Source organism: Variovorax sp. BGA-UO-ETr-C22, from assembly GCF_059567965.1.
Window position 1 is genome coordinate 168,720 of record NZ_JCAQPA010000004.1, and the last position, 18,263, is coordinate 186,982.

The following is an 18,263-nucleotide window of genomic DNA, read 5'->3' on the forward strand; positions in this document are numbered from 1 at the left end:
CTTCATCCCCGCACACCCCATGACCCCCGAGCAGAACAAGCGCGCCGTCGTCGACGCCTGGAAGGCCTTCGCCAGCCGCGACCCGCAGCGCGTGCGCGCCGCCTTCACCGACGACGCCGAATGGCTGGCGCCCAAGGACAACGCCACCGGCGTGGCCCTGGGCTTCACCGACCACATGATCGGGCCTGACACGATCGTGCGCTTCCTGGTCGAGGAGTTTCCGAAGCTGTTCGTGGCCGACGTGTCGGTGGACTTCACCCACCTGCTCTGCGAAGGCGACACCGTCGTGTTGGAAATGCGCCTGCAGGCCATGCTCGCCAACGGCCGGCCCTACGACAACGACTACTGCTTCATCCTCGCGCTGCGCGAGGGCCGCATCGCCCGCATGCGCGAGTACATGGACACGCAGAAGGGCCGCCGCAGCGTCATCGGCGACCTTCCCTCTGACCTCAGGGCTGCCGGGCCCGTGCTTGCAGTTCCCGCTTGAGCAGCTTGCCGTTGGCGGTGGTCGGCATCGCCTCGATCACCTCGATGCGCGCGGGCCGCTTGTAGGGCGACAGGTGCTCGGCCAGGTGCGCGCGCAGCGCCGCTTCGTCGAGCACCGCGCCAGGGTTCAGCTCGACGAAGGCGACGATCTGCTCGTTGCCGTCGGCCTCGGGCACGCCGACCACGGCGCACAGGTGCACGCCGGCGAAACGGCCGATCACCGCCTCGACCTCGGCCGGGTACACGTTGAAGCCCGAGCGGATGATCATTTCCTTCAGCCGCCCCACCACGAACAGCGCGCCGTCGGCGTCGAAGCGGCCGAGGTCGCCGGTGGCGTACCAGCCGCCGGGGCGCATCACCTGCGCGGTGGCGGGCGCGTCGCGGAAGTAGCCCAGCATCAGGCCCGGGCCGCGCAGCCAGATCTCGCCGGTGTCGCCGATGGCGGCTTCGATGCCCTCGGGCGTCACGATGCGCCCCTCGCCGCCCTCGACCACGTAGCCGGCCGAGGTGTCGGCGCGCGGCGCCTCGGTGCGCGTGAGGAACACCGAGCCCGCGTACTCCGACAGGCCGTAGCCGTAGTGCAGCGGCTGGCCGAACAGCCGCTCCACGCGCTGCTTGAGCGCGGGGTCGAGCGGCGCGGAGCCGGTGTACACGTAGCGCAGCTGCGGAAAGCGCGGCGCCAGCTGCTGCGCCTCGATGTGCGCCAGCAGCCGCGCGTACATGGTCGGCGGCCCGAGCAGGTTCGACACCTGCCCGTGCGCCAGCGCCTCGAGCATGTCGGCCGGCGAGAAGCTGCCGCGCAGCACCAGCGCGGCCCCGCCCGTGAGCGCGGCCATCAGCACGGTGCCGATGCCGAAGATGTGGGTCATCGGCAGGAAGGCGTAGACGCGGTCGCGCGTGTCGAGCGCGCGCACCGCCGCCGACACGCGGCCGAAGTGCAGCAGCCCGCGGTGCGACACCATCACGCCCTTGGGCGTGCCCGAGGTGCCGGAGGTGAAGATGATCGCGGCGGCATCGGCCAGCGCCGGGTCGGGCTCGGGGCGGGCGTCGGCGCGCGCGGCGGTGAACATCACGCCGGGCAGCGTGGCCGGCACGGCCGACGCGCGCTGCGCATGCGTGCGCGCCGCATCGGACGCATCGGTGGTGAAGCCACACAGCCGCGCGTCAGCGCGCTCGGCGATGGCGGCGATCTCGCCCGGCGACATGCGCGCGTTGACGCCGCACGACCACGCGCCCACGCGGCTGCAGGCCAGCAGCAGCGCGATGTGGGCGGCGCAGTTCTCGGCCACCAGCAGCACGCGGTCGGTCGGCCGCACGCCGGCGGCGAGCAGGTCGTTCGCGGCGGTCTCGACCATGGCCTGCAGTGCGCCATAGGTGGTGGTGCCATCGGGTTCGTGGAGGAACACCGCGTCCGGTGTGCGGGCGGCGCGGTCTTCGAGCAGGTGATGAATGCGGGGCTGCATCGGCTATTCCGCCTCGATGCCCTTGGAGGCGCTGGCCCACAGCTTGCGGTCCGACACGCCCTTGGTCGCGAGCACCTCCGGCGCGCCCGCCCAGACCTCGTAGCCCTGCTCGCGCAGGCGGTGCGCGATGTCTTCGCGCGCCAGCATCTTCTGCGCCGCGGCGTTCACGCGCGCCACCAGCGTCGGGTCCATGCGCGCCGGGCCGTACAGGCCGAACCAGCCGCCCACGTCATAGCCGGGCACGCCCGACTCGATCATGGTCGGCACGTCGGGCAGCATGCGGTTGCGCTGGCGCGAGGTGACGGCCAGCGCACGCAGCTTCCCCGACTGGATGAAGGGCCGCGAGGTGGCGATGATGTCGAACATCATCGGCACGGTGCCGGCCATCACGTCGGCCAGCGCCGGGGCGCTGCCCTTGTAGGGCACGTGCGTGAGCTGCACGCCGCTCATCTTCTCGAGCAGCGCGCCGCTCAGGTGGTTCGACGCGCCCACGCCCGCCGAGCCGTAGAACAGCTTGCCGGGCTTGGCCTTGGCATAGGCCAGCAGCTCGCCCACGTTGCGCACCGGCAGGTCGTTGTTGACCACCAGCACGTTGGTGTAGTCGACCAGCGGCGCCAGCGGCGTGAGGTCCTTCATCGGGTCGAAGGGCATGCTGCGCTGCACGTTCGGGTTGATGGTGATGGTCGGGCTCGCGCCGAAGAACAGCATCGCACCGTCGGGCGGCGCCTTGGCCACGGCGTTGCCGCCGAGCGAGCCGGCGGCGCCGGGCCGGTTGTCCACGATCACCTGCGTGCCCAGCTCCTGGCCCAGCGCGGGCGCGAGCAGGCGCGCGGCGCCGTCCACCGGCCCGCCGGCCGAATAGCCCACCACCAGCTTGATGAGCGGCGGCAGCGGCTGCTGCGCGAAGGCGCGGTGCGGCAGTGCGGCCAGCGCCGCGCCGCCCGCCAGCGCGGCCATGAGCTGGCGGCGCGAAAAGAGGTCGAGGGATTGCATGAGCGTTGTCTCCAGTTGTGTATGTCTTTGGCGGCTCACATCGCTCAGGCCGGCAGGTCCAGGACTTGCCGCGCGAGGATGTTGCGCTGGATCTCGTTCGTGCCGCCGTAGATCATGGCGGCGGTGGCGCCGATGAGCGGCGAGAGCACGTTGAAGCTCTGGCCGTCGAGCACCTGGTCGCCCGCGACCGCGCCCTGCTCTTCGCCGGCCTCGACCAGCAGCGCGCCGATGCGGTGGTAGGTCTCGCTGGCCCAGATCTTCAGCAGCGACACCGAGGCCGGCAAGGGCTTGCCCGCGCGCACGATGTCGGCAAAGCCCGTGTAGGCGGCCGACAGGTCGAGCACGTCGAGCCGCAGCGCCGCGAAGCGCTGCGCGAACACCGGGTCGGCGAACAGCCGCCGTGCCTGCCCGAGCCGTGCCAGCTGGCCCAGCGCGTACTGCGACTGCTTGGGGCTGCCCAGGAAGATGCGCTCGAAGCCCAGCAGCGCCTTCGCGATGGTCCAGCCGCCGTGCAACCGGCCCACGAGCTGGTCGGCCGGCACGCGCACGTTGTCGAAGAACACCTCGCAGAACTCGGGCTCGCCCGCCAGCGTGTGGATCGGCCGCACCGTGACGCCCGGCGTGCGCAGGTCGCACAGCAGGAAGCTGATGCCCTCCTGCTTGCGCGCGCCCTTGTCGGTGCGCACGAGCATGAAGATGTGGTTGGCGTCCTGCGCGAGCGTGGTCCAGATCTTCTGGCCGTTGACGACGAAGTGATCGCCCTGTGCGTCGTGCCCGGCCACCGCCTCGGTGCGCAGGCCGGCCAGGTCGGAGCCGGCATTGGGCTCCGAATAGCCCTGGCACCACACGTGCTCGCCGCTGAGGATGCGCGGCAGAAAGCGCTGCTGCTGTTCGGGCGTGCCGTGCTGGATCAGCAGCGGGCCGATCATCACGATGCCCTGGTCGGGCGCGCGCGCCACGCCGTGCTGCTCCAGCTCCTCGATCCAGGCGATGAGCTTGTCCGCCGGCAGGCCCATGCCGCCGTGCGACTGCGGCCAGGCCGGCGCGATCCAGCCCTGCGCCGAGAGCGTGAGGTACCACTCGCGCATCTCGCTCCAGCGCGCGCGGTGCGACAGGTAGCGCAGATGCGCCGGATAGCGCTGCTGCAGGAAGCCGCGCACCATGCGGCGGAACTCGGCCTCGGGCATGGCGGACCAGTCGGTGGTGCGCGCGAGGAACTCGCCATTCCAGGCCACGGCGCCGCTCGCAGCGGCCTCGGCCTCGCCGGTCAGCGCGGCATGCCGGCGCTGGTGCGCCGTGGCGTTGCCCAGCCACGCCGACAGGCACAGCACGCGCTTGTAGAACAGGCTCAGGTCGCACTCCTGCGTGTAGCCGATGGCCCCGTGCAGCTGCACCGCCGCGCGCGACGCCTGCAGCGCGGCAGCCGTGCACCGCGCGTTGACGCGGCTGGCCTCGGCTTCGAGCCGGTCAGAAGGCAACGCGCCGTCGCTTGCCAGCGCCAGCACCTCGTTGAGCGTGGCCTGCGCCACCTCGAGGTGGATGAACATGTCGACGCTGCGGTGCTGCAGCGCCTGGAAGCTGCCGATGGGCTTGCCGAACTGCGAGCGCGTGCGCAGGTAGGCCAGCGTCTGCGCCAGCATCGCCTGCCCTGCGCCGAGCAGCTCCGCGGCCTGCAAGATCTGCCCGGCCGCGAGCGCCTGGCGCAACGCCTCCTGCGCGGCCGGCCCGCTGGCCAGCACGGCGTCGGCTGGCAGCACGACCTCTTCGAAGCGAAGGTTGGCTGCCTGGCTGCCATCGACCAGCGGCACGATCGTCTCGCTCACGCCCTCTGTGCCGCGCGGCACCCACAGCAGCACGGCGTCGTCCTCGCCGCGCGCCGACACCAGCCAGCCGCTGGCGGCGGCACCGGGAAGCACCATGAGCTTGTCGCCCTGCAGCAGCACGCCGCCCCCCTGACCCGCGCGCGCCTCGCAGCCGCAGGCCAGCGGCACGGCGCTGAGGTCGCCCGCGCTTTCCTGCCACGCCAGCGCGGGCAGGCTGCGGCCTGCCACCAGCTCGGCCAGCAGGACACGCGCCGCCGGCGTGTCGAGCCGCGCCAGCAGCAGCGCGCTCAGGCCCGCCACCGCCAGCAGCGGCTCGGGCGCCGCATGCTCGCCGGCCGCGCGCAGGATCTCGGCGGCGCCGTCGAGCCCCAGCGCGAGGCCGCCGGCCGCTTCGGGCGCCAGCATGCCGGGCCAGCCGAGCGCGGCGATCTCGTCCCATCCGTGGCCCTCGTCGGCCTGCGGGTGTTCGGTGCGGGCGCGGCGTCGCGCGGTGGCGCCGCTGCGGGTGAAGTAGTCGAGCGCCGCTTCGCGCACGGCCAGGAGTGAGTCGGAATCCATCGCGCTGTCTGCCTTTTCTTTTCCGTTGCAATGACGAGTCGCAGCGTGCCCGAAGACCTCGCCGACGGGCATTCGCGATTGCGGAAGGGAGGGTTTCGCAATCACTGAGCGCCTGCGGGCGCGCGCGGGGATAGATTTGCGGCCATGACAAAGATCAAGAAATCCCTGCACACCGACCTCGGCCACAGCACGCCCGACAAGATCACCGTGCGCGGGCGCGACCTGCCCTCGGAAATCCTCGGCCACCTCAACCTGGGCGACATGGCCTTCCTGGAGCTGACGGGCCGCATCCCGACGCCGCAGGAATCCGTGACCTTCAACGCCATCGTCGTCACGCTGGTGGAGCACGGCGTGACGCCCAGCGCGCTGGCCGCGCGGCTCACCTACGCCGGCGCACCCGAAGCCCTGCAGGCCGCCGTGGCCGCGGGCCTGTGCGGGCTGGGCAGCGTGTTCGTGGGCAGCACAGAAGGCGCCGCGAAGATGCTCTACGAGGCCATTCCCTTCGGCGAGAAGCCGACGCGTCCGCTGGCCGATATGGCGAAGGACATCGTGGCCGACCACCGCGCGCGCAAGATCATCGTGCCGGGCCTGGGCCATCCGCTGCACAAGCCGATCGATCCGCGCACGCCGCGCCTCTTTCAGATCGCGGCCGAGAACGGGCTGTCGAGTCACTACGTCGCGCTGATGCAGGCCGTGCAGGAAGAGGCCGAGCGCGTGTCGGGCAAGTCGCTGCCGATCAATGCCACCGGCGCCATCGGCGCGATTGCGGCCGAGTTCGGCTTTCCGTGGAAGATCATTCGCGGCTTCGGCGTGATGGCGCGCGCCATCGGCCTCGTGGGCCACATCCTCGAGGAGATCGATGACCCGATGGCCATCGAGATCTGGCAACGCGTCGAAAAGGAAGCGGGCGGCCCCCGCCAAGACTGAACACGATGATCGCTACCGACAACCGTTTCCCCGACATCCGCGACGCCGTGCGCGACCTGTGCGCGCAGTTTCCCAACGAGTACTTCCGCAAGGTCGACGAGGCGCGCGGCTACCCCGCCGAGTTCGTCGATGCGCTCACGAAGGCCGGCTGGATGGCCGCCCTGATCCCGCAGGAGTACGGCGGCTCGGGCCTGGGCCTGACCGAAGCCTCGGTGATCATGGAAGAGATCAACCGCTGCGGCGGCAACTCGGGCGCCTGCCACGGCCAGATGTACAACATGGGCACGCTGCTGCGCCACGGCAGCGAAGCGCAGAAGCGCCAGTACCTGCCGAAGATCGCCAGCGGCGAGCTGCGCCTGCAGTCGATGGGCGTCACTGAGCCGACCACCGGCACCGACACCACGAAGATCAAGACCACCGCCGTGAAGAAGGGCGACCGCTACGTCATCAACGGACAGAAGGTGTGGATCTCGCGCATCCAGCATTCGGACCTGATGATCCTGCTGGCGCGCACCACGCCGCTGGCGGACGTGAAGAAGAAGTCGGAAGGCATGTCGATCTTCATCGTCGACCTGCGCGAGGCCATCGGCAAAGGCATGACGGTGCGCCCCATCCTCAACATGGTGAACCACGAGACCAACGAGCTGTTCTTCGAGAACCTCGAGATCCCGGCCGAGAACCTCATCGGCGAGGAAGGCCAGGGCTTCAAGTACATCCTCGACGGCCTGAACGCCGAGCGCACGCTGATCGCGGCCGAGTGCATCGGCGACGGCTACTGGTTCATCGACAAGGTCACGGCCTACACCAAGGACCGCGTGGTGTTCGGCCGCCCCATCGGGCAGAACCAGGGCGTGCAGTTCCCGATTGCCGAAGCCTTCATCGAGACCGAGGCCGCGAACCTGATGCGCTACGAGGCCTGCCGCCTGTTCGACGCGCGCCAGCCCTGCGGCGCGCAGGCCAACATGGCGAAGTACCTCGCGGCCAAGGCGAGCTGGGAGGCGGCCAACGCGTGCCTGCAGTTCCACGGCGGCTTCGGCTTTGCATGCGAATACGACATCGAACGCAAGTTCCGAGAGACGCGGCTGTACCAGGTGGCGCCGATCTCGACCAACCTCATCCTGAGCTACGTGGCGGAGCACATGCTCGGCCTGCCACGCTCGTTCTGAAGGACTGCACATGAACGCCATCGACCACCCCAGCAAGGTGCTCGCGACCTTTGCGGCCGAGCTGAAGTTCGCCGACATTCCCGCGCCCGTGCTGCGCCGCACCGAAGACCTGATGCTCGACTGGCTCGGCTCGGTGCTCGCGGCCCGCACGGCGCGGCCGATACGCAGCATCGAGCGCTTCGCGCAGATGATGGGCCCCGCTGAAGGCCCGAGCGAAATCCTCACCTCGCGGCGCACCAGCTCGCCGCTGTTCGCGGCGATGGTCAACGCGGCGGCCTCGCACTACGTGGAGCAGGACGACGTGCACAACGGCTCGGTGTTCCACCCCGCCGCCGTGGTCATCGCACCCGCACTCGCAGTGGCACAGAGCCTCGGCGCCAGCGGCGCGCAGCTGCTGACGGCCGTGGTCGCGGGCTACGAGGTGGGCATCCGCGTCGGCGAATTCCTGGGCCGGTCGCACTACCGCACCTTCCACACCACCGCGACGGCGGGCACGCTCGCCGCAGCCGCGGCGGTGGGCCGCCTGCTCGAGCTGTCGCCGCAGCAGATGCTGCATGCCTTCGGCTCGGCCGGCACGCAGTCGGCCGGTGTGTGGGAGTTTCTGCGCGACGCCGCCGATTCGAAGCAGCTGCACTGCGCGCACGCGGCGGCCAGCGGGTTGATGTCGGCCTACCTCGCGCAGGACGGCTTCACGGGCGCGGCGAAGATTCTCGAAGGCGCGCAGGGGCTGGGCGTGGGCATGTCGAGCGACGCCGATCCGGTGAAGCTCACCGACGGCCTGGGCACGCGCTGGACGCTGGCCGAGACCTCGTTCAAGTACCACGCCTCCTGCCGCCACACGCACCCGGCTGCCGACGCGCTGCTGCAGGTGATGGAACGGAACCAGCTCCAACCGGCCGACGTGTCCCGGGTCACGACGCACGTGCACCAGGGCGCCATCGACGTGCTGGGCCGCGTGACGGTGCCGGCCACGGTGCACCAGGGCAAGTTCTCCATGGGCACGGTGCTGGGCCTCATCGCCGTGCATGGCCGCGCGGGCCTGGGCGAGTTCGACCGCGACTTTCTCTCGCCCGAGGTCTCGGCCTTCCGCGAGAAGGTGACGATGGCGCTCGACGACGAGGTCGACACCGCCTACCCCGCGCGCTGGATCGGCAAGGTCAGCGTGCACACCGCCGACGGCCGCACGCTGGCCGGCCGTGTCGACGAGCCCAAGGGCGACCCCGGCAATAGCCTGAGCCGCGCCGAGATCGAGGACAAGATGCAGCGCCTGGCGCACTACGGCGAAGGCGCGACGGCCGACGAAGCGAAGGCGCTGTGCGAGCGCGTCTGGCAGCTGGCCGGCACGGCCCGCGTGGGGCGCTGGCTGGGCTGAGGCCGGTCAGGCGAACAGCCGTCCCTGCCCCGGCGAGCGCGCATCGAGCCCGGCAGTGCGCACGAGGTCCCAGAAGCCCGCGGGCGAACTGGACACCACGGGCACCCGCAGGCGCGCCTCGACCTCGCGCACGGCATCGAGCGTGACGAGGCCGCCGCACGAGATGAGGAGGCCGTCGGCGCCGGGCTGGTCGTCGAACACCTTCAGGCACAGGTCGACCAGCACCTCGGTCGACACCTGGCCCACGGCCTGCACGTCGGAGATGGCCAGGCCTTCGAGTGCCAACGGTTCGAAGTCGCTCTGTTCGAGGTAGGTGCGCAGCTGCGTGTTGACCTCGTCGATGTAGGCCGTGGCGACGGCCACGCGCCGCACCTTCAGGTGGCGCAGGCCTGCAAGGATGGCGTCGCTCATCGTCGTGCAGGGCAGGCCCGTGGCCTGTTCCATCTCGCGCTTCAGCTGGCGGGTGAAGGCAACGCCGCGAAAGAAGCTCAGCGAGGTGCCCATGAGGGAGACGGCGCTCGCGCCTTCCGCCTTGAGTTCCAGCGCCTTGCCGATGACCGAGTCGATCACTTCGGTGTAGCCGCGCGTGGAGATTTCGCCGAGGCCCAGGCCCTTGGCGCTGAAGCGGATGCGGTCGCCGTAGAGCAGCGGGCCGTCGACCGGCACGGCGCCGGCTGCGGGCGGAACGATGAGGCCGAGATGGGGCTGTGTCACCTCAGTTCCCCTCCGCCACGATGCGCTGGTCCGTGATGATGCGTTTCCATCGCGTCGTTTCCTCCGCCATGTCCTTGCCCAGCTGGGCCGGCGTGGCGTAGGCGCGCAGCGTGCCTTGTGCGGCGGCGGCCGTGCCCGTCTCGGGCATGTCGAGCACGGTCTTCACGGCGGCCGAGAGCTTGTCGACCACGTCGTTGGGCGTGCCCGCCGGTGCGAGCAGGAAGATGCGCGGCGCCACGTCGAAGCCCGGCAGTGCCTCGGCCAGCGGTGCCACGCCCTCAGCGCCTTCGAGCTTCGCGTTGTTCAGCAGCGCGAGCGCGCGCAGCTTGCCCGCCTTCGACTGCGCCATGGCGGCGGTGGCGCTCACCACGCCCAGCGGCACCTGGCCGCCGACCACGTCGGGCACGATCTGCGCCGCGCCGCGGTAGGGCACATGCACCACGAACGCGCCGGTGGATTGCTTGAGCATCTCGAAGCCCAGGTGCTGCACGGTGCCCACGCCCGACGACGCGTAGGAATAACGCCCCGGGTGCGCCTTGAGTTCCTTGACGAGTTCGGCGGGCGTCTTCGCAGGAAAGTCGTTGCCCGCGACGATCATCAGCGGCGACACGAAGGCACCAGCCACGGGCTTGAAGCTGGTCAGCGGATCGATCGCGATCTTCGGCTGCAGCAGCTTGGCGATGAGCAAGGCGCTGTCGCCCATCATCAGCGTGTAGCCGTCGGGCGGCGCCTTGGCGACGAGGTCGGCCGCGATGAGGCCGGTAGCGCCGGTGCGGTTTTCGACCAGCACCTGCTGGCCCAGCACGGCGGGCAGGCGCGCGCTGAGCATGCGCGCGACCGCGTCGACACCGCCGCCGGCCGAGTAGCCGACGACGATGCGGATGGGCTTGTCGGGAAACTTCTGCGCCCACGCGGCGGGTGCGGCGGCCAGCAGGCCGGCCAGGGCCAGGGCGGCCTGCAGGGCATGCCGGCGCGAGGGCCGCATGGCGTCTGTTCTTCTGTCGTTCATCTTGTCTCCGTGGTGGTCGGGATGCGCCGGCCGTCTGCGCGGCCTGGTCGTGGTCGGAAGTGTCGTCGGGTGGCGCTCAGGCCTTGCCTTTCCCGTGCGAGGTCGGCAGCTTCGCGAGTTCGCGCACGCGCTCGGCGTTGGGCGTGAAGCCCAGGCCCGGTGCCTCGGGCAGCGTGAGCCAGCCCTGATCGGGCACGGGCAGGCCGTCGAAGATCTGCTTGAGCATCTGCACCGCGACGTAGTGGTACTCGACCAGCCCGCCGTTGGACACGCCCGCGTGCAGGTGCATGTTGTGGAAGGGCCAGGCGCCGCCGTTGTCGATGGGCACGTTGAAGGCCGCGGCCATGCCCGCGATCTTCAGGCACTGCGAGTAGCCGCCCGAGATGGTCACGTTGGGCTGCAGCACATCGGCCGCCTGGTTCACCAGCAGGTCGCGGAAGCGAAAGGCCAGGCCCTCGTTCTGCCCGCAGGCCAGCGGAATGCGCGTGCGCGCGCGCAGCTGGGCCATCTGGCGCACGTCGTTCTGCGTGAGCGGCTCCTCGAAGAAGCTGATGCCGTAGGGCTCGATGCGGTGCGCGAGTTCGGTGGCGTGGAACAGGTCGAGGCCGCAATTCGCATCGACGTACAGCTTGACGTCGGGGCCCACGGCCTCGCGCACGGCGGCCACGCGGCGCACGTCTTCGGCAATGACTTCGTCGAGCGGACGCGGCTCGTCGCGGCGCGCCAGCGCGTGGTTGCCCACGGTCATCTTCAGGCGCTGGAAGCCCTGCGACACCCACAGCTTGGCGGCGGCGGCGAGCTGGTCGCGCTCGAAGAAGCCGAAGCCGAAGGTGGCGTACACCGGCACCTTGGCGCGCGCGCCGCCGAACAGGCGCCACAGCGGCTGGCCCAGCGCCTTGCCCTTGAGGTCCCACAGCGCGATGTCGAGCGCGGCGATGGTGTGGCTCGCGTAGCCGGTCTGGCCGCGCGGCGAGAGCAGCCAGTAGAGCTTCTCCCACAGGCGCTCGGTGGCCATCGGGTCTTCGCCGATCAGCGCGGGGCCGGCCACTTCGCGCACGGCGGCGGCAATGATTTCTTCTTCGGTGATGGCGGTCATGCCGTGGCCGACGAGGCCGGTGTCGGTCTCGATCTCGGTGAGGCACAGCGACAGCGAGGTCTGCTTGTTCAGGCCGACCACGTCGATGGTCACGGGGATGTTCAGCGGCGTGGCGCTGACGCGGATGATCTTCAAGGGTGTCTCCTTTGGTGTGCCCGCATCTTTGCGCGAGGGCCGCAGGAGAACAATTCGTTTTTGGCGAGTTCGAGCCTTCGCGCGACGCGAAGGCTCGCCGCCCGATCGCCTCAGTTCAGTCGGGGCGGCCGAGGTGTTCGAGCACCGAGCGCGCAGCGGCCGTGAGCTCCTGCTGGCGGCGCACGCACAGCAGGTGGCGGCGCAGCGCCCAGGGCGCATCGAGCTTGAGGCAGCGCAGCTTGAGGATCTGCAGCTGCGGCAGGATGGCCGCATAGGGCAACACGCCGATGCCCACGCCCTGCTCCACCATGCGACAGACCATGTCGAAGCTGCCCACCTGCATGCGCACCTTGAGCGGCACCTGGGCCTCGAGCGCGGCGGCCAGCAGCACGCGGTGCAGCGCCGTGCCTTCGCGCACCACGATATGGTCGTGGCGCAGCACCTCCTGCACATCGATGCGCTTGCGGCGCGCCAGCGGGTGGTCGCGCGCGACCACCACGGCCAGCTCGTCGGTGCGGTAGGGCAGGCATTCGAGGCCGTCGGCGGGCGTCTGGCCCTCGATCACGCCGATGTCGGCCAGGCCGGCCTGCACGGCCTTCACCACCTCGGTGCTGGCGCGCTCCTGCAGGTCGATCTTGAGCACCGGATGCAGGCGCAGGAACGAGCCGATCTGCGCCGGCAAAAACTGCGCGATGGTCGAGGCATTGGCCGTGATGCTGACCACACCCGCCACGCCGTTCTGGAAATCGTCGAGCTCGGCGCCGAGCCGGTCCATGGCCGAGAGCACGGCGCGCGCATGCAGGAGAAGCCCATGGCCGGCCGAGGTGAGCGTGACGCCGCGCGCATGGCGCACCAGCAGCGGCAACCGGGCGCGGGCCTCGAGGTCGGAGATGCGCTTGCTCGCGGCGGCCAGCGCGATGTGGCAGCGCTTGGCGCCTTCGCTGATGCTGCCGTGGTCGGATACGGCCACGAACAGGCGCAGCGATTTCAGGTCGGCGGACATGGCCCGTCGCGCCTCAGGCCAGGGTGAGGTGGTCGAACAGCTCGCGCGCGGAGGCCGGCAGCTGCTCGCGGTTGCGCGCGATGAGCTTGAGTTCGCGCTCGGCCCAGGCGTCGCTCAGCGCCACGGTCGAGATGCGCATCGCCATCGACAGCCGGTGCGCCGACGACGACGGCAGCACGCCGACGCCCACGCCGGCTTCGATCATCAGGCAGATGGCCTCGAAGCTGCTGACCTGGATGCGCGGGTTGAAGCCACGCCCCGCGAGTTCGGCGCGGCGCTGCAGGAAGCGGTGGATCGCGCTGCCGTGATGCAGGCCCACGTGTTGTTCATCGAGTGTGTCGGCAAAGGCCACCGACGACGCGCCCGCCAGCGGGTGTGTGGGCGGCACCACCAGCACGAGCTGGTTGCGCCCGAACGGGCGCGCATCGAACTCGCCGGTGTGCACGTCGCCCGCGAGGATGCCGATGTCGGCCTCGCCGTCGGCCACGGCGCGCACGATTTCTTCGCTCAGGTACTCGCGCAGATCGACCTGCACGGCCGGGTGCTGCGTGAGAAAGCCCGCGAGCTTCTGCGGCAGGTACTCGGTGATCGAGGTGGTGTTGGCGAACACGCGCACATGGCCCTTGATGCCCTTGCCGAAGTCCTGCATGTCGCAGCGCAGGTGCTCCATCTGCTGCATCACGCGCTTGGCGTGGTACAGCACCGCCTGCCCCGCCGCCGTGAGGCTCACGCCCTGCGCGCTGCGGTGCAGCAGCTTGCCGCCCACCGCCTCTTCCATCTGCTTGATGCGCGTGGACGCGGCGGCCAGCGAGATGCAGGCCTTCTCGGCGCCGCGCGTGAGGCTGCGCGCGTCCGCCACGTAGACGAACAGTTTCAGGTCGAACAGGTCGAAGTGCAGGTTCACCGGGCGGGCATGAAGGAAGCGGGAGGAACGCGCATTGTCCGGCGAACGGCGTCGCCTGCAGCCGCTTGCGGGTTTGTCCTCAGAAGGTGTGAATGGATCCGGACATGGCGGGTTCGTTCACACCTTCTCAGACCGGGTCCCAGCTGAACACGTCGGCCGAGCGGTCCAGCGGGAAGAAACTGGCGCGCATCGCGGGCATGGCGTGCTCGGCGATGCTCTCGGGCGTCCAGCCTTCGGAGCGGTGGATGGAGCGCACCGGGCGCGGCTGGCTGATGAGCGAGATCTCGTTGTTGCGCACCGAGAAGATCTGCCCGTTGACCGCGGCGGCCGCATCGCTCGCCAGGTACACCGCGAGCGGCGCCACCTTGGCGGGTGTCATCTGCTTGATCTTGTCGACGCGCGCGCGCTGCTCGTCGGTGTCGGTGGGAATGGCGCCGATCATGCGGCTCCAGGCGAAGGGCGCGATGCAGTTGGAGCGCACGTTGAACTTGAGCATGTCCAGCGCGATCGACTTCGACAGCGCCGCGATGCCGAGCTTGGCCGCCGCGTAGTTGGCCTGGCCGAAGTTGCCGATCAGGCCCGAGGTGGAGGTCATGTGCACCAGCGCGCCCGAATTCTGTTCCTTGAAATGCGTCGCGGCCGCGCGGCTCACGAAGTAGGCGCCGTACAGGTGCACCTTGATCACCGCGTCCCACTCGTCGACCGACATCTTGTGGAAGAACCGGTCGCGCAGGATGCCCGCGTTGTTCACCACCGCATCGATGCGCCCGAAGCTGTCGACCGCACATTCCACGATGCGCCCCGCGCTCGCGGCATCGGCCACGCTGTCGGTGTTGGGCACGGCCTGCCCACCCGCCGCGCGGATTGCCTCGACCACCTGCTGCGCCGGCCCGGCACTGCCGCCGGCGCCGTCGAGCCCCGCACCGATGTCGTTGACCACCACTTTCGCGCCATGCCGCGCCATCGCGAGCGCGATGTCGCGCCCGATGCCGCCGCCCGCGCCGGTGACGACGATCACTTTGCCTTCAACCATGTGTCTTGCCTCTGCTTCGGATGTTCGTTCGCCCGCGAACTCGCGGGGGAATTTCAGAATGCCACAGGGAGACGCCTGCGAGTTCAGGAATTCCGAAGAGGGGCTTAAGCCGCGGCAGCGCGCGACCGCCCGCGGGTGGTCGCTACTGCCGCGCCGTGCGGATGTTCGGTGGCAGCGCCTGCGGCCAGCTCGTGCGGAACGGGTTGATGTCCAGCCCGCCACGCCGCGTGTAGCGCGCATGCACCGCGAGCTTGGTCGGCTGGCATTGGCGCCAGATGTCCGTGAACATGCGCTCGGCGCAGGGCTCGTGGAACTCGTTGTGATTGCGAAAGCTCACGATGTACGCCAGCAGGCCGGCCTGGTCGATGGGCGGGCCGCTGTAGCGGATCTGCACGCTGCCCCAGTCGGGCTGGCCGGTGACGAGGCAGTTGCTCTTCAGAAGCCGGCTGGTGAGGGTTTCGTTCACGTGCACCTGCGTCGTGTCGCTGCTCAGCAACTCGGGCGCGGGCTGGTAGTGGGTGCATTCGATGTCGAGGCGGTCGAGGTCCAGGCCGTCGATCTCGTGCACCGGCTCGCGGTCGAACAGGTCGGGCGTGAGCAGCTTCACGCCGATGCCGGCCGACTGGTCGCTGCCGCGCCATGCGGCTTCGGAAAGGTCGGTGCGCAGGTGCTCGCGCACGGCATCGATGCTGGCGAAGGTGCTGTTGTTGAAGCTGTTGAGGTACAGCTTGAACGACTTGCTCTCGATGATGTTGGGCGTTTCGCAGGGAATGGTGAAGTGCGCGATGGCCACCTGCGGCTTGCCGCGCGGGTTCAGCCAGCTCAGCTCGAAGGCGGTCCAGAGGTCGGCGCCGAAGAAGGGCAAGGCGCCGGCCTGGATGCCCATGGCTTCGCGCTGCGTGGTGCGTGCGATGGGGAACAGCAGGCTTGGGTCGTATTTGTCGGCGTAGGCCGAGGCGCGGCCGAGCTGCGACTGCTCGGGGGTGTTGGGGTTCGTGTTGGGGTTGGTGGGGTCGTGGCTCATGGGGCGGTTCCGACATCCGCCGCGTGTGCGAACGGAGCGATGTGGTGGGCGAGGATCGTGCAGACCTCGGGCGGCAGGTCGTGGCCCATGCCGGGCACGGCGATGAAGGTCGCACCCGGAATGCGCTGCGCCGAATCACGGCCACAGGCGATGGGCACGAGCGCGTCGGCGTCGCCGTGCAGCACCAGCGTCGGGCGCTGGATGCGCGCCAGCACCTGCGGGCGGTCGTCGTCGGCGCCGATGGCGAGCATCTGGCGCATCAGGCCGGCCGGGTGGTAGGCGCGGCGCATGCTGAAGGTGAGGCGCGTGGCCAGTTGCTCGTCGGTCTGCGGGTAGGCCGGGCTCTGGATGAGCCGCAGCAGCTTGATGCTGTGCGCGACCAGCGCGGCCTCGTCGTGGCTGCGCGGGCGCCGCATGAGCATGGCCCCGACCTCGCGGCGCGGGCCCGGCAGGCCGCGCGCGCCGCTGGAGCTCATGATGCTCACGAGGCTGGCGGTGCGTTCGGGCGCGGTGGCGGCGATGCGCTGGGCGATCATGCCGCCCATCGAGGCGCCGACGATGTGGGCGCGGGCAATGCCCAGCGCGTCGAGCACGCCGAGCGAATCGAGCGCCATGTCCTGCAGCGTGTAGGCGCTGCGCACCTTCAGGCCGATGCGGTGGCGGATGGTTTCCCACACGAGGTTGCCGGTGCCCAGGTGATCGAAGCCCTGGCTCAGGCCGATGTCGCGGTTGTCGTGGCGCACCACGCGAAAGCCGGCGTCGACCAGCTGCTGCACGAAGCCGTCGGGCCACGCGACCAGCTGCATGCCCAGTCCCATGATCAGCAGGATGACGGGGCGCCCTTCGCCGCCGGTGTCGTCGACTTCGATCTGCAGGCCGTTGGCGGTGACTTTCATCGGGTCCCTGTTTTTCTTTTTACTTGAACTCGCGCTCGCGCAGCCACTTGGTGGCGACCCATTTCTCGCCCGCGAGCACCGGCGCACCGCCGTGCAGCGTGCGGGTGGCGGGGTCGGGCCGGTCGTAGCTGAAGAACACGCCGGTGCCGCGCACCGGGGCCACTTCGAGCCCGATGTCGGGGAAGGTGGTGGCACCGCCCTGCTCGGGCTCCTGCAGGTACATCACGAGCGTGGCCACGCGCTGGCCGCCGCGCTTGAGGATGGTGGGCGTGCCGGGCTCGTGCGGGTCGAAGTAGTCGTAGTGCGGGCGGTACTGCGCGCCGGGTGCGTAGCGCAGGATCTGCAGGCCCTCGCCGTACTCGAGCGGCCAGCGCAGCAGCATGGCCAGGCGCTGTTCGAGGCGCGCGACGATCTCGTTCTCGCCGCGCTCGAAGAACATGCCGTCGCTGGTGCGGTCGACGTTGAGCACCTCGCCGCCGGTGCGGGTCTCGACGGTGAGCGAGCGCGCCAGCCGCACGCGCGCGGCGGCGATCAGGCCTTCGCATTCCTCCACCGACAGCAGGTTGCCGAACACCACGACGCGCGGATGCCGCACGGTCTGCAGCACCTGCACGCGGCGGTCGCCGGCCTCGATGTACAGCGGCGCACCGTCCAGGTCGGGGCCGGGCATCTCGGTGCGCGCCGGCGCCAGGACCGCCTCGACATCGGGGAAACCGGCCTCCAGCTGGGCCAACGCGAGGTCGGTGGCGGCATCCTGCCAGCCGGCCGCCCGCATCGACATGCGCAACGCGGGCACCGAATGGCCGGCCGCGAGCTGGGCCACCAGCCATTCGCGCAATTCCGGACTGATCGCTTGGGACATCAGACTTTCCTTCTGAACACCAGCCTTTCGGCTGTCGATACCTGGGCGTCGAAACCATAACCCTCGAGATCGAATTTTTCCAGCGCCTTGGGCGTGGCCGCCTGGTGCAGCACGGCCCAGCGCGCCAGCAGGCCGCGGGCGCGCTTGGCGAAGAAGCTCACGATCTTGTACTTGTCGCCCTTCCACTCCTGGAACACGCATTCGACCACGCGGGCCTTGAGCACCTTCTGGTCAACCGACTTGAAGTACTCCTGCGAGGCGACGTTGACGACGACCGGCGTGCGGTCGGCCGCCAGGCGCTCGTTCAGGTGCTCGGCGATGCGCGAGCCCCAGAAGGCGTACAGGTCCTTGCCGTGGCGGTTGGCCAGCGCGGTGCCCATTTCGAGCCGGTAGGGCTGCAGGCGGTCGAGCGGGCGCAGCAGGCCGTACAGGCCGCTGAGGATGCCCACATGGTCCTGCGCCCAGGCGAGCTGGGCGGGCGTGAGGCTGCGGGCGTCGAAACCGCCGTAGACGTCGCCGTCGAAGGCGAAGGCGGCCTGGCGGGCGTTCTTGTCGGTGCTCTTGGACGACCAGGCGGCGTAGCGGGCCACGTTGAGGGCCGAGAGCTTGTCCGACAGGTGCATCAGCTCGGCGATGTCCTGGGGCGACTTCTCGCGCAGCAGCTTGATGAGTTCGACCGAGGGGCCGCGCGGGGCTTCGAAATGGGGTTGGGTGGCGGGGGTTTCGGAGGGGACGGGGGTGTCGTAGTCGAGCGACTTCGCGGGGGAAAGCAGGAACAGCATCAGTCGATTATGTGGGG

General features: G+C 69.9%; 17 protein-coding genes. 4 read left to right on the plus strand and 13 right to left on the minus strand.

What is annotated here, in order from left to right:
* Positions 1-19 precede the first annotated feature (19 nt).
* On the plus strand, positions 20-487 hold the full coding sequence (locus AC57B8_RS01315) for a nuclear transport factor 2 family protein (RefSeq protein WP_496478391.1): 468 nt from the start codon (positions 20-22) through the stop codon (positions 485-487).
* Here the strand turns inward: AC57B8_RS01315 and AC57B8_RS01320 are convergent.
* From AC57B8_RS01320 to AC57B8_RS01330, 3 genes are read right to left on the minus strand one after another with little or no spacing between them, the layout of a single operon-like run.
* Positions 450-1,949 carry a class I adenylate-forming enzyme family protein gene (locus AC57B8_RS01320; RefSeq protein ID WP_496478392.1) on the minus strand — a complete coding sequence of 500 codons (1,500 nt, stop codon included), beginning with the start codon at positions 1,947-1,949 and terminating at the stop codon, positions 450-452. The two genes, AC57B8_RS01315 and AC57B8_RS01320, sit on opposite strands and share 38 nt — an antisense overlap.
* Positions 1,950-1,952: 3 nt before the next feature.
* The gene (locus tag AC57B8_RS01325; RefSeq protein ID WP_496478393.1) at positions 1,953-2,942 is read right to left on the minus strand and encodes a Bug family tripartite tricarboxylate transporter substrate binding protein; all 990 of its coding nucleotides are present in this window, start codon (positions 2,940-2,942) and stop codon (positions 1,953-1,955) included.
* Positions 2,943-2,986: 44 nt separating this feature from the next.
* On the minus strand, positions 2,987-5,323 hold the full coding sequence (locus tag AC57B8_RS01330; RefSeq protein WP_496478394.1) for an acyl-CoA dehydrogenase family protein: 2,337 nt from the start codon (positions 5,321-5,323) through the stop codon (positions 2,987-2,989).
* Positions 5,324-5,467: 144 nt separating this feature from the next.
* On the opposite strand from AC57B8_RS01330, the gene AC57B8_RS01335 reads away from it, so the two are divergent.
* Genes AC57B8_RS01335 through AC57B8_RS01345 form a run of 3 tightly spaced genes read left to right on the plus strand, consistent with a single transcriptional unit; the run spans position 5,468 to position 8,788 of the window.
* Complete coding sequence (locus AC57B8_RS01335; protein ID WP_496478395.1) at positions 5,468-6,250, plus strand: citryl-CoA lyase; 783 nt, start codon at positions 5,468-5,470, stop codon at positions 6,248-6,250.
* 5 nt (positions 6,251-6,255) lie between these two features.
* Complete coding sequence (locus AC57B8_RS01340; RefSeq protein ID WP_390341775.1) at positions 6,256-7,416, plus strand: acyl-CoA dehydrogenase family protein; 1,161 nt, start codon at positions 6,256-6,258, stop codon at positions 7,414-7,416.
* A gap of 10 nt (positions 7,417-7,426) precedes the next feature.
* A complete protein-coding gene (locus AC57B8_RS01345) occupies positions 7,427-8,788 on the plus strand; it encodes an MmgE/PrpD family protein (RefSeq protein ID WP_496478396.1) in 1,362 nt (453 codons plus the stop codon).
* A 6-nt stretch (positions 8,789-8,794) separates the two neighbouring features.
* Here the strand turns inward: AC57B8_RS01345 and AC57B8_RS01350 are convergent, their stop codons facing one another.
* The 10 genes from AC57B8_RS01350 to yaaA all read right to left on the minus strand — a co-directional run bounded on the left by AC57B8_RS01350 (position 8,795) and on the right by yaaA (position 18,246).
* A complete protein-coding gene (locus AC57B8_RS01350; RefSeq protein ID WP_159273127.1) occupies positions 8,795-9,502 on the minus strand; it encodes an arylmalonate decarboxylase in 708 nt (235 codons plus the stop codon).
* Position 9,503: 1 nt separating this feature from the next.
* A complete protein-coding gene (locus AC57B8_RS01355) occupies positions 9,504-10,511 on the minus strand; it encodes a Bug family tripartite tricarboxylate transporter substrate binding protein (protein ID WP_159273126.1) in 1,008 nt (335 codons plus the stop codon).
* Between the two features lie 76 nt (positions 10,512-10,587).
* Positions 10,588-11,742: a mandelate racemase/muconate lactonizing enzyme family protein gene (locus AC57B8_RS01360; protein WP_070062161.1), complete on the minus strand. Its 1,155-nt coding sequence runs from the start codon at positions 11,740-11,742 to the stop codon at positions 10,588-10,590.
* 115 nt (positions 11,743-11,857) lie between these two features.
* Positions 11,858-12,745: a LysR family transcriptional regulator gene (locus tag AC57B8_RS01365; protein ID WP_056572254.1), complete on the minus strand. Its 888-nt coding sequence runs from the start codon at positions 12,743-12,745 to the stop codon at positions 11,858-11,860.
* Between the two features lie 13 nt (positions 12,746-12,758).
* A complete protein-coding gene (locus tag AC57B8_RS01370) occupies positions 12,759-13,649 on the minus strand; it encodes a LysR family transcriptional regulator (protein WP_095746534.1) in 891 nt (296 codons plus the stop codon).
* A 127-nt stretch (positions 13,650-13,776) separates the two neighbouring features.
* Positions 13,777-14,682 carry an SDR family NAD(P)-dependent oxidoreductase gene (locus AC57B8_RS01375; RefSeq protein ID WP_496478397.1) on the minus strand — a complete coding sequence of 302 codons (906 nt, stop codon included), beginning with the start codon at positions 14,680-14,682 and terminating at the stop codon, positions 13,777-13,779.
* A 142-nt stretch (positions 14,683-14,824) separates the two neighbouring features.
* Positions 14,825-15,706 carry an NADPH-dependent 7-cyano-7-deazaguanine reductase QueF gene (gene queF, locus AC57B8_RS01380; RefSeq protein ID WP_496478398.1) on the minus strand — a complete coding sequence of 294 codons (882 nt, stop codon included), beginning with the start codon at positions 15,704-15,706 and terminating at the stop codon, positions 14,825-14,827.
* Positions 15,703-16,602 carry an alpha/beta fold hydrolase gene (locus AC57B8_RS01385; protein ID WP_496478399.1) on the minus strand — a complete coding sequence of 300 codons (900 nt, stop codon included), beginning with the start codon at positions 16,600-16,602 and terminating at the stop codon, positions 15,703-15,705. The genes queF and AC57B8_RS01385 overlap by 4 nt, the downstream gene beginning before the upstream one ends.
* 19 nt (positions 16,603-16,621) lie before the next feature.
* Positions 16,622-17,464: a 2OG-Fe(II) oxygenase gene (locus AC57B8_RS01390; RefSeq protein ID WP_496478400.1), complete on the minus strand. Its 843-nt coding sequence runs from the start codon at positions 17,462-17,464 to the stop codon at positions 16,622-16,624.
* A complete protein-coding gene (gene yaaA, locus AC57B8_RS01395) occupies positions 17,464-18,246 on the minus strand; it encodes a peroxide stress protein YaaA (protein WP_354342620.1) in 783 nt (260 codons plus the stop codon). The genes AC57B8_RS01390 and yaaA overlap by 1 nt, the downstream gene beginning before the upstream one ends.
* Between the last annotated feature and the right edge of the window lie 17 nt (positions 18,247-18,263).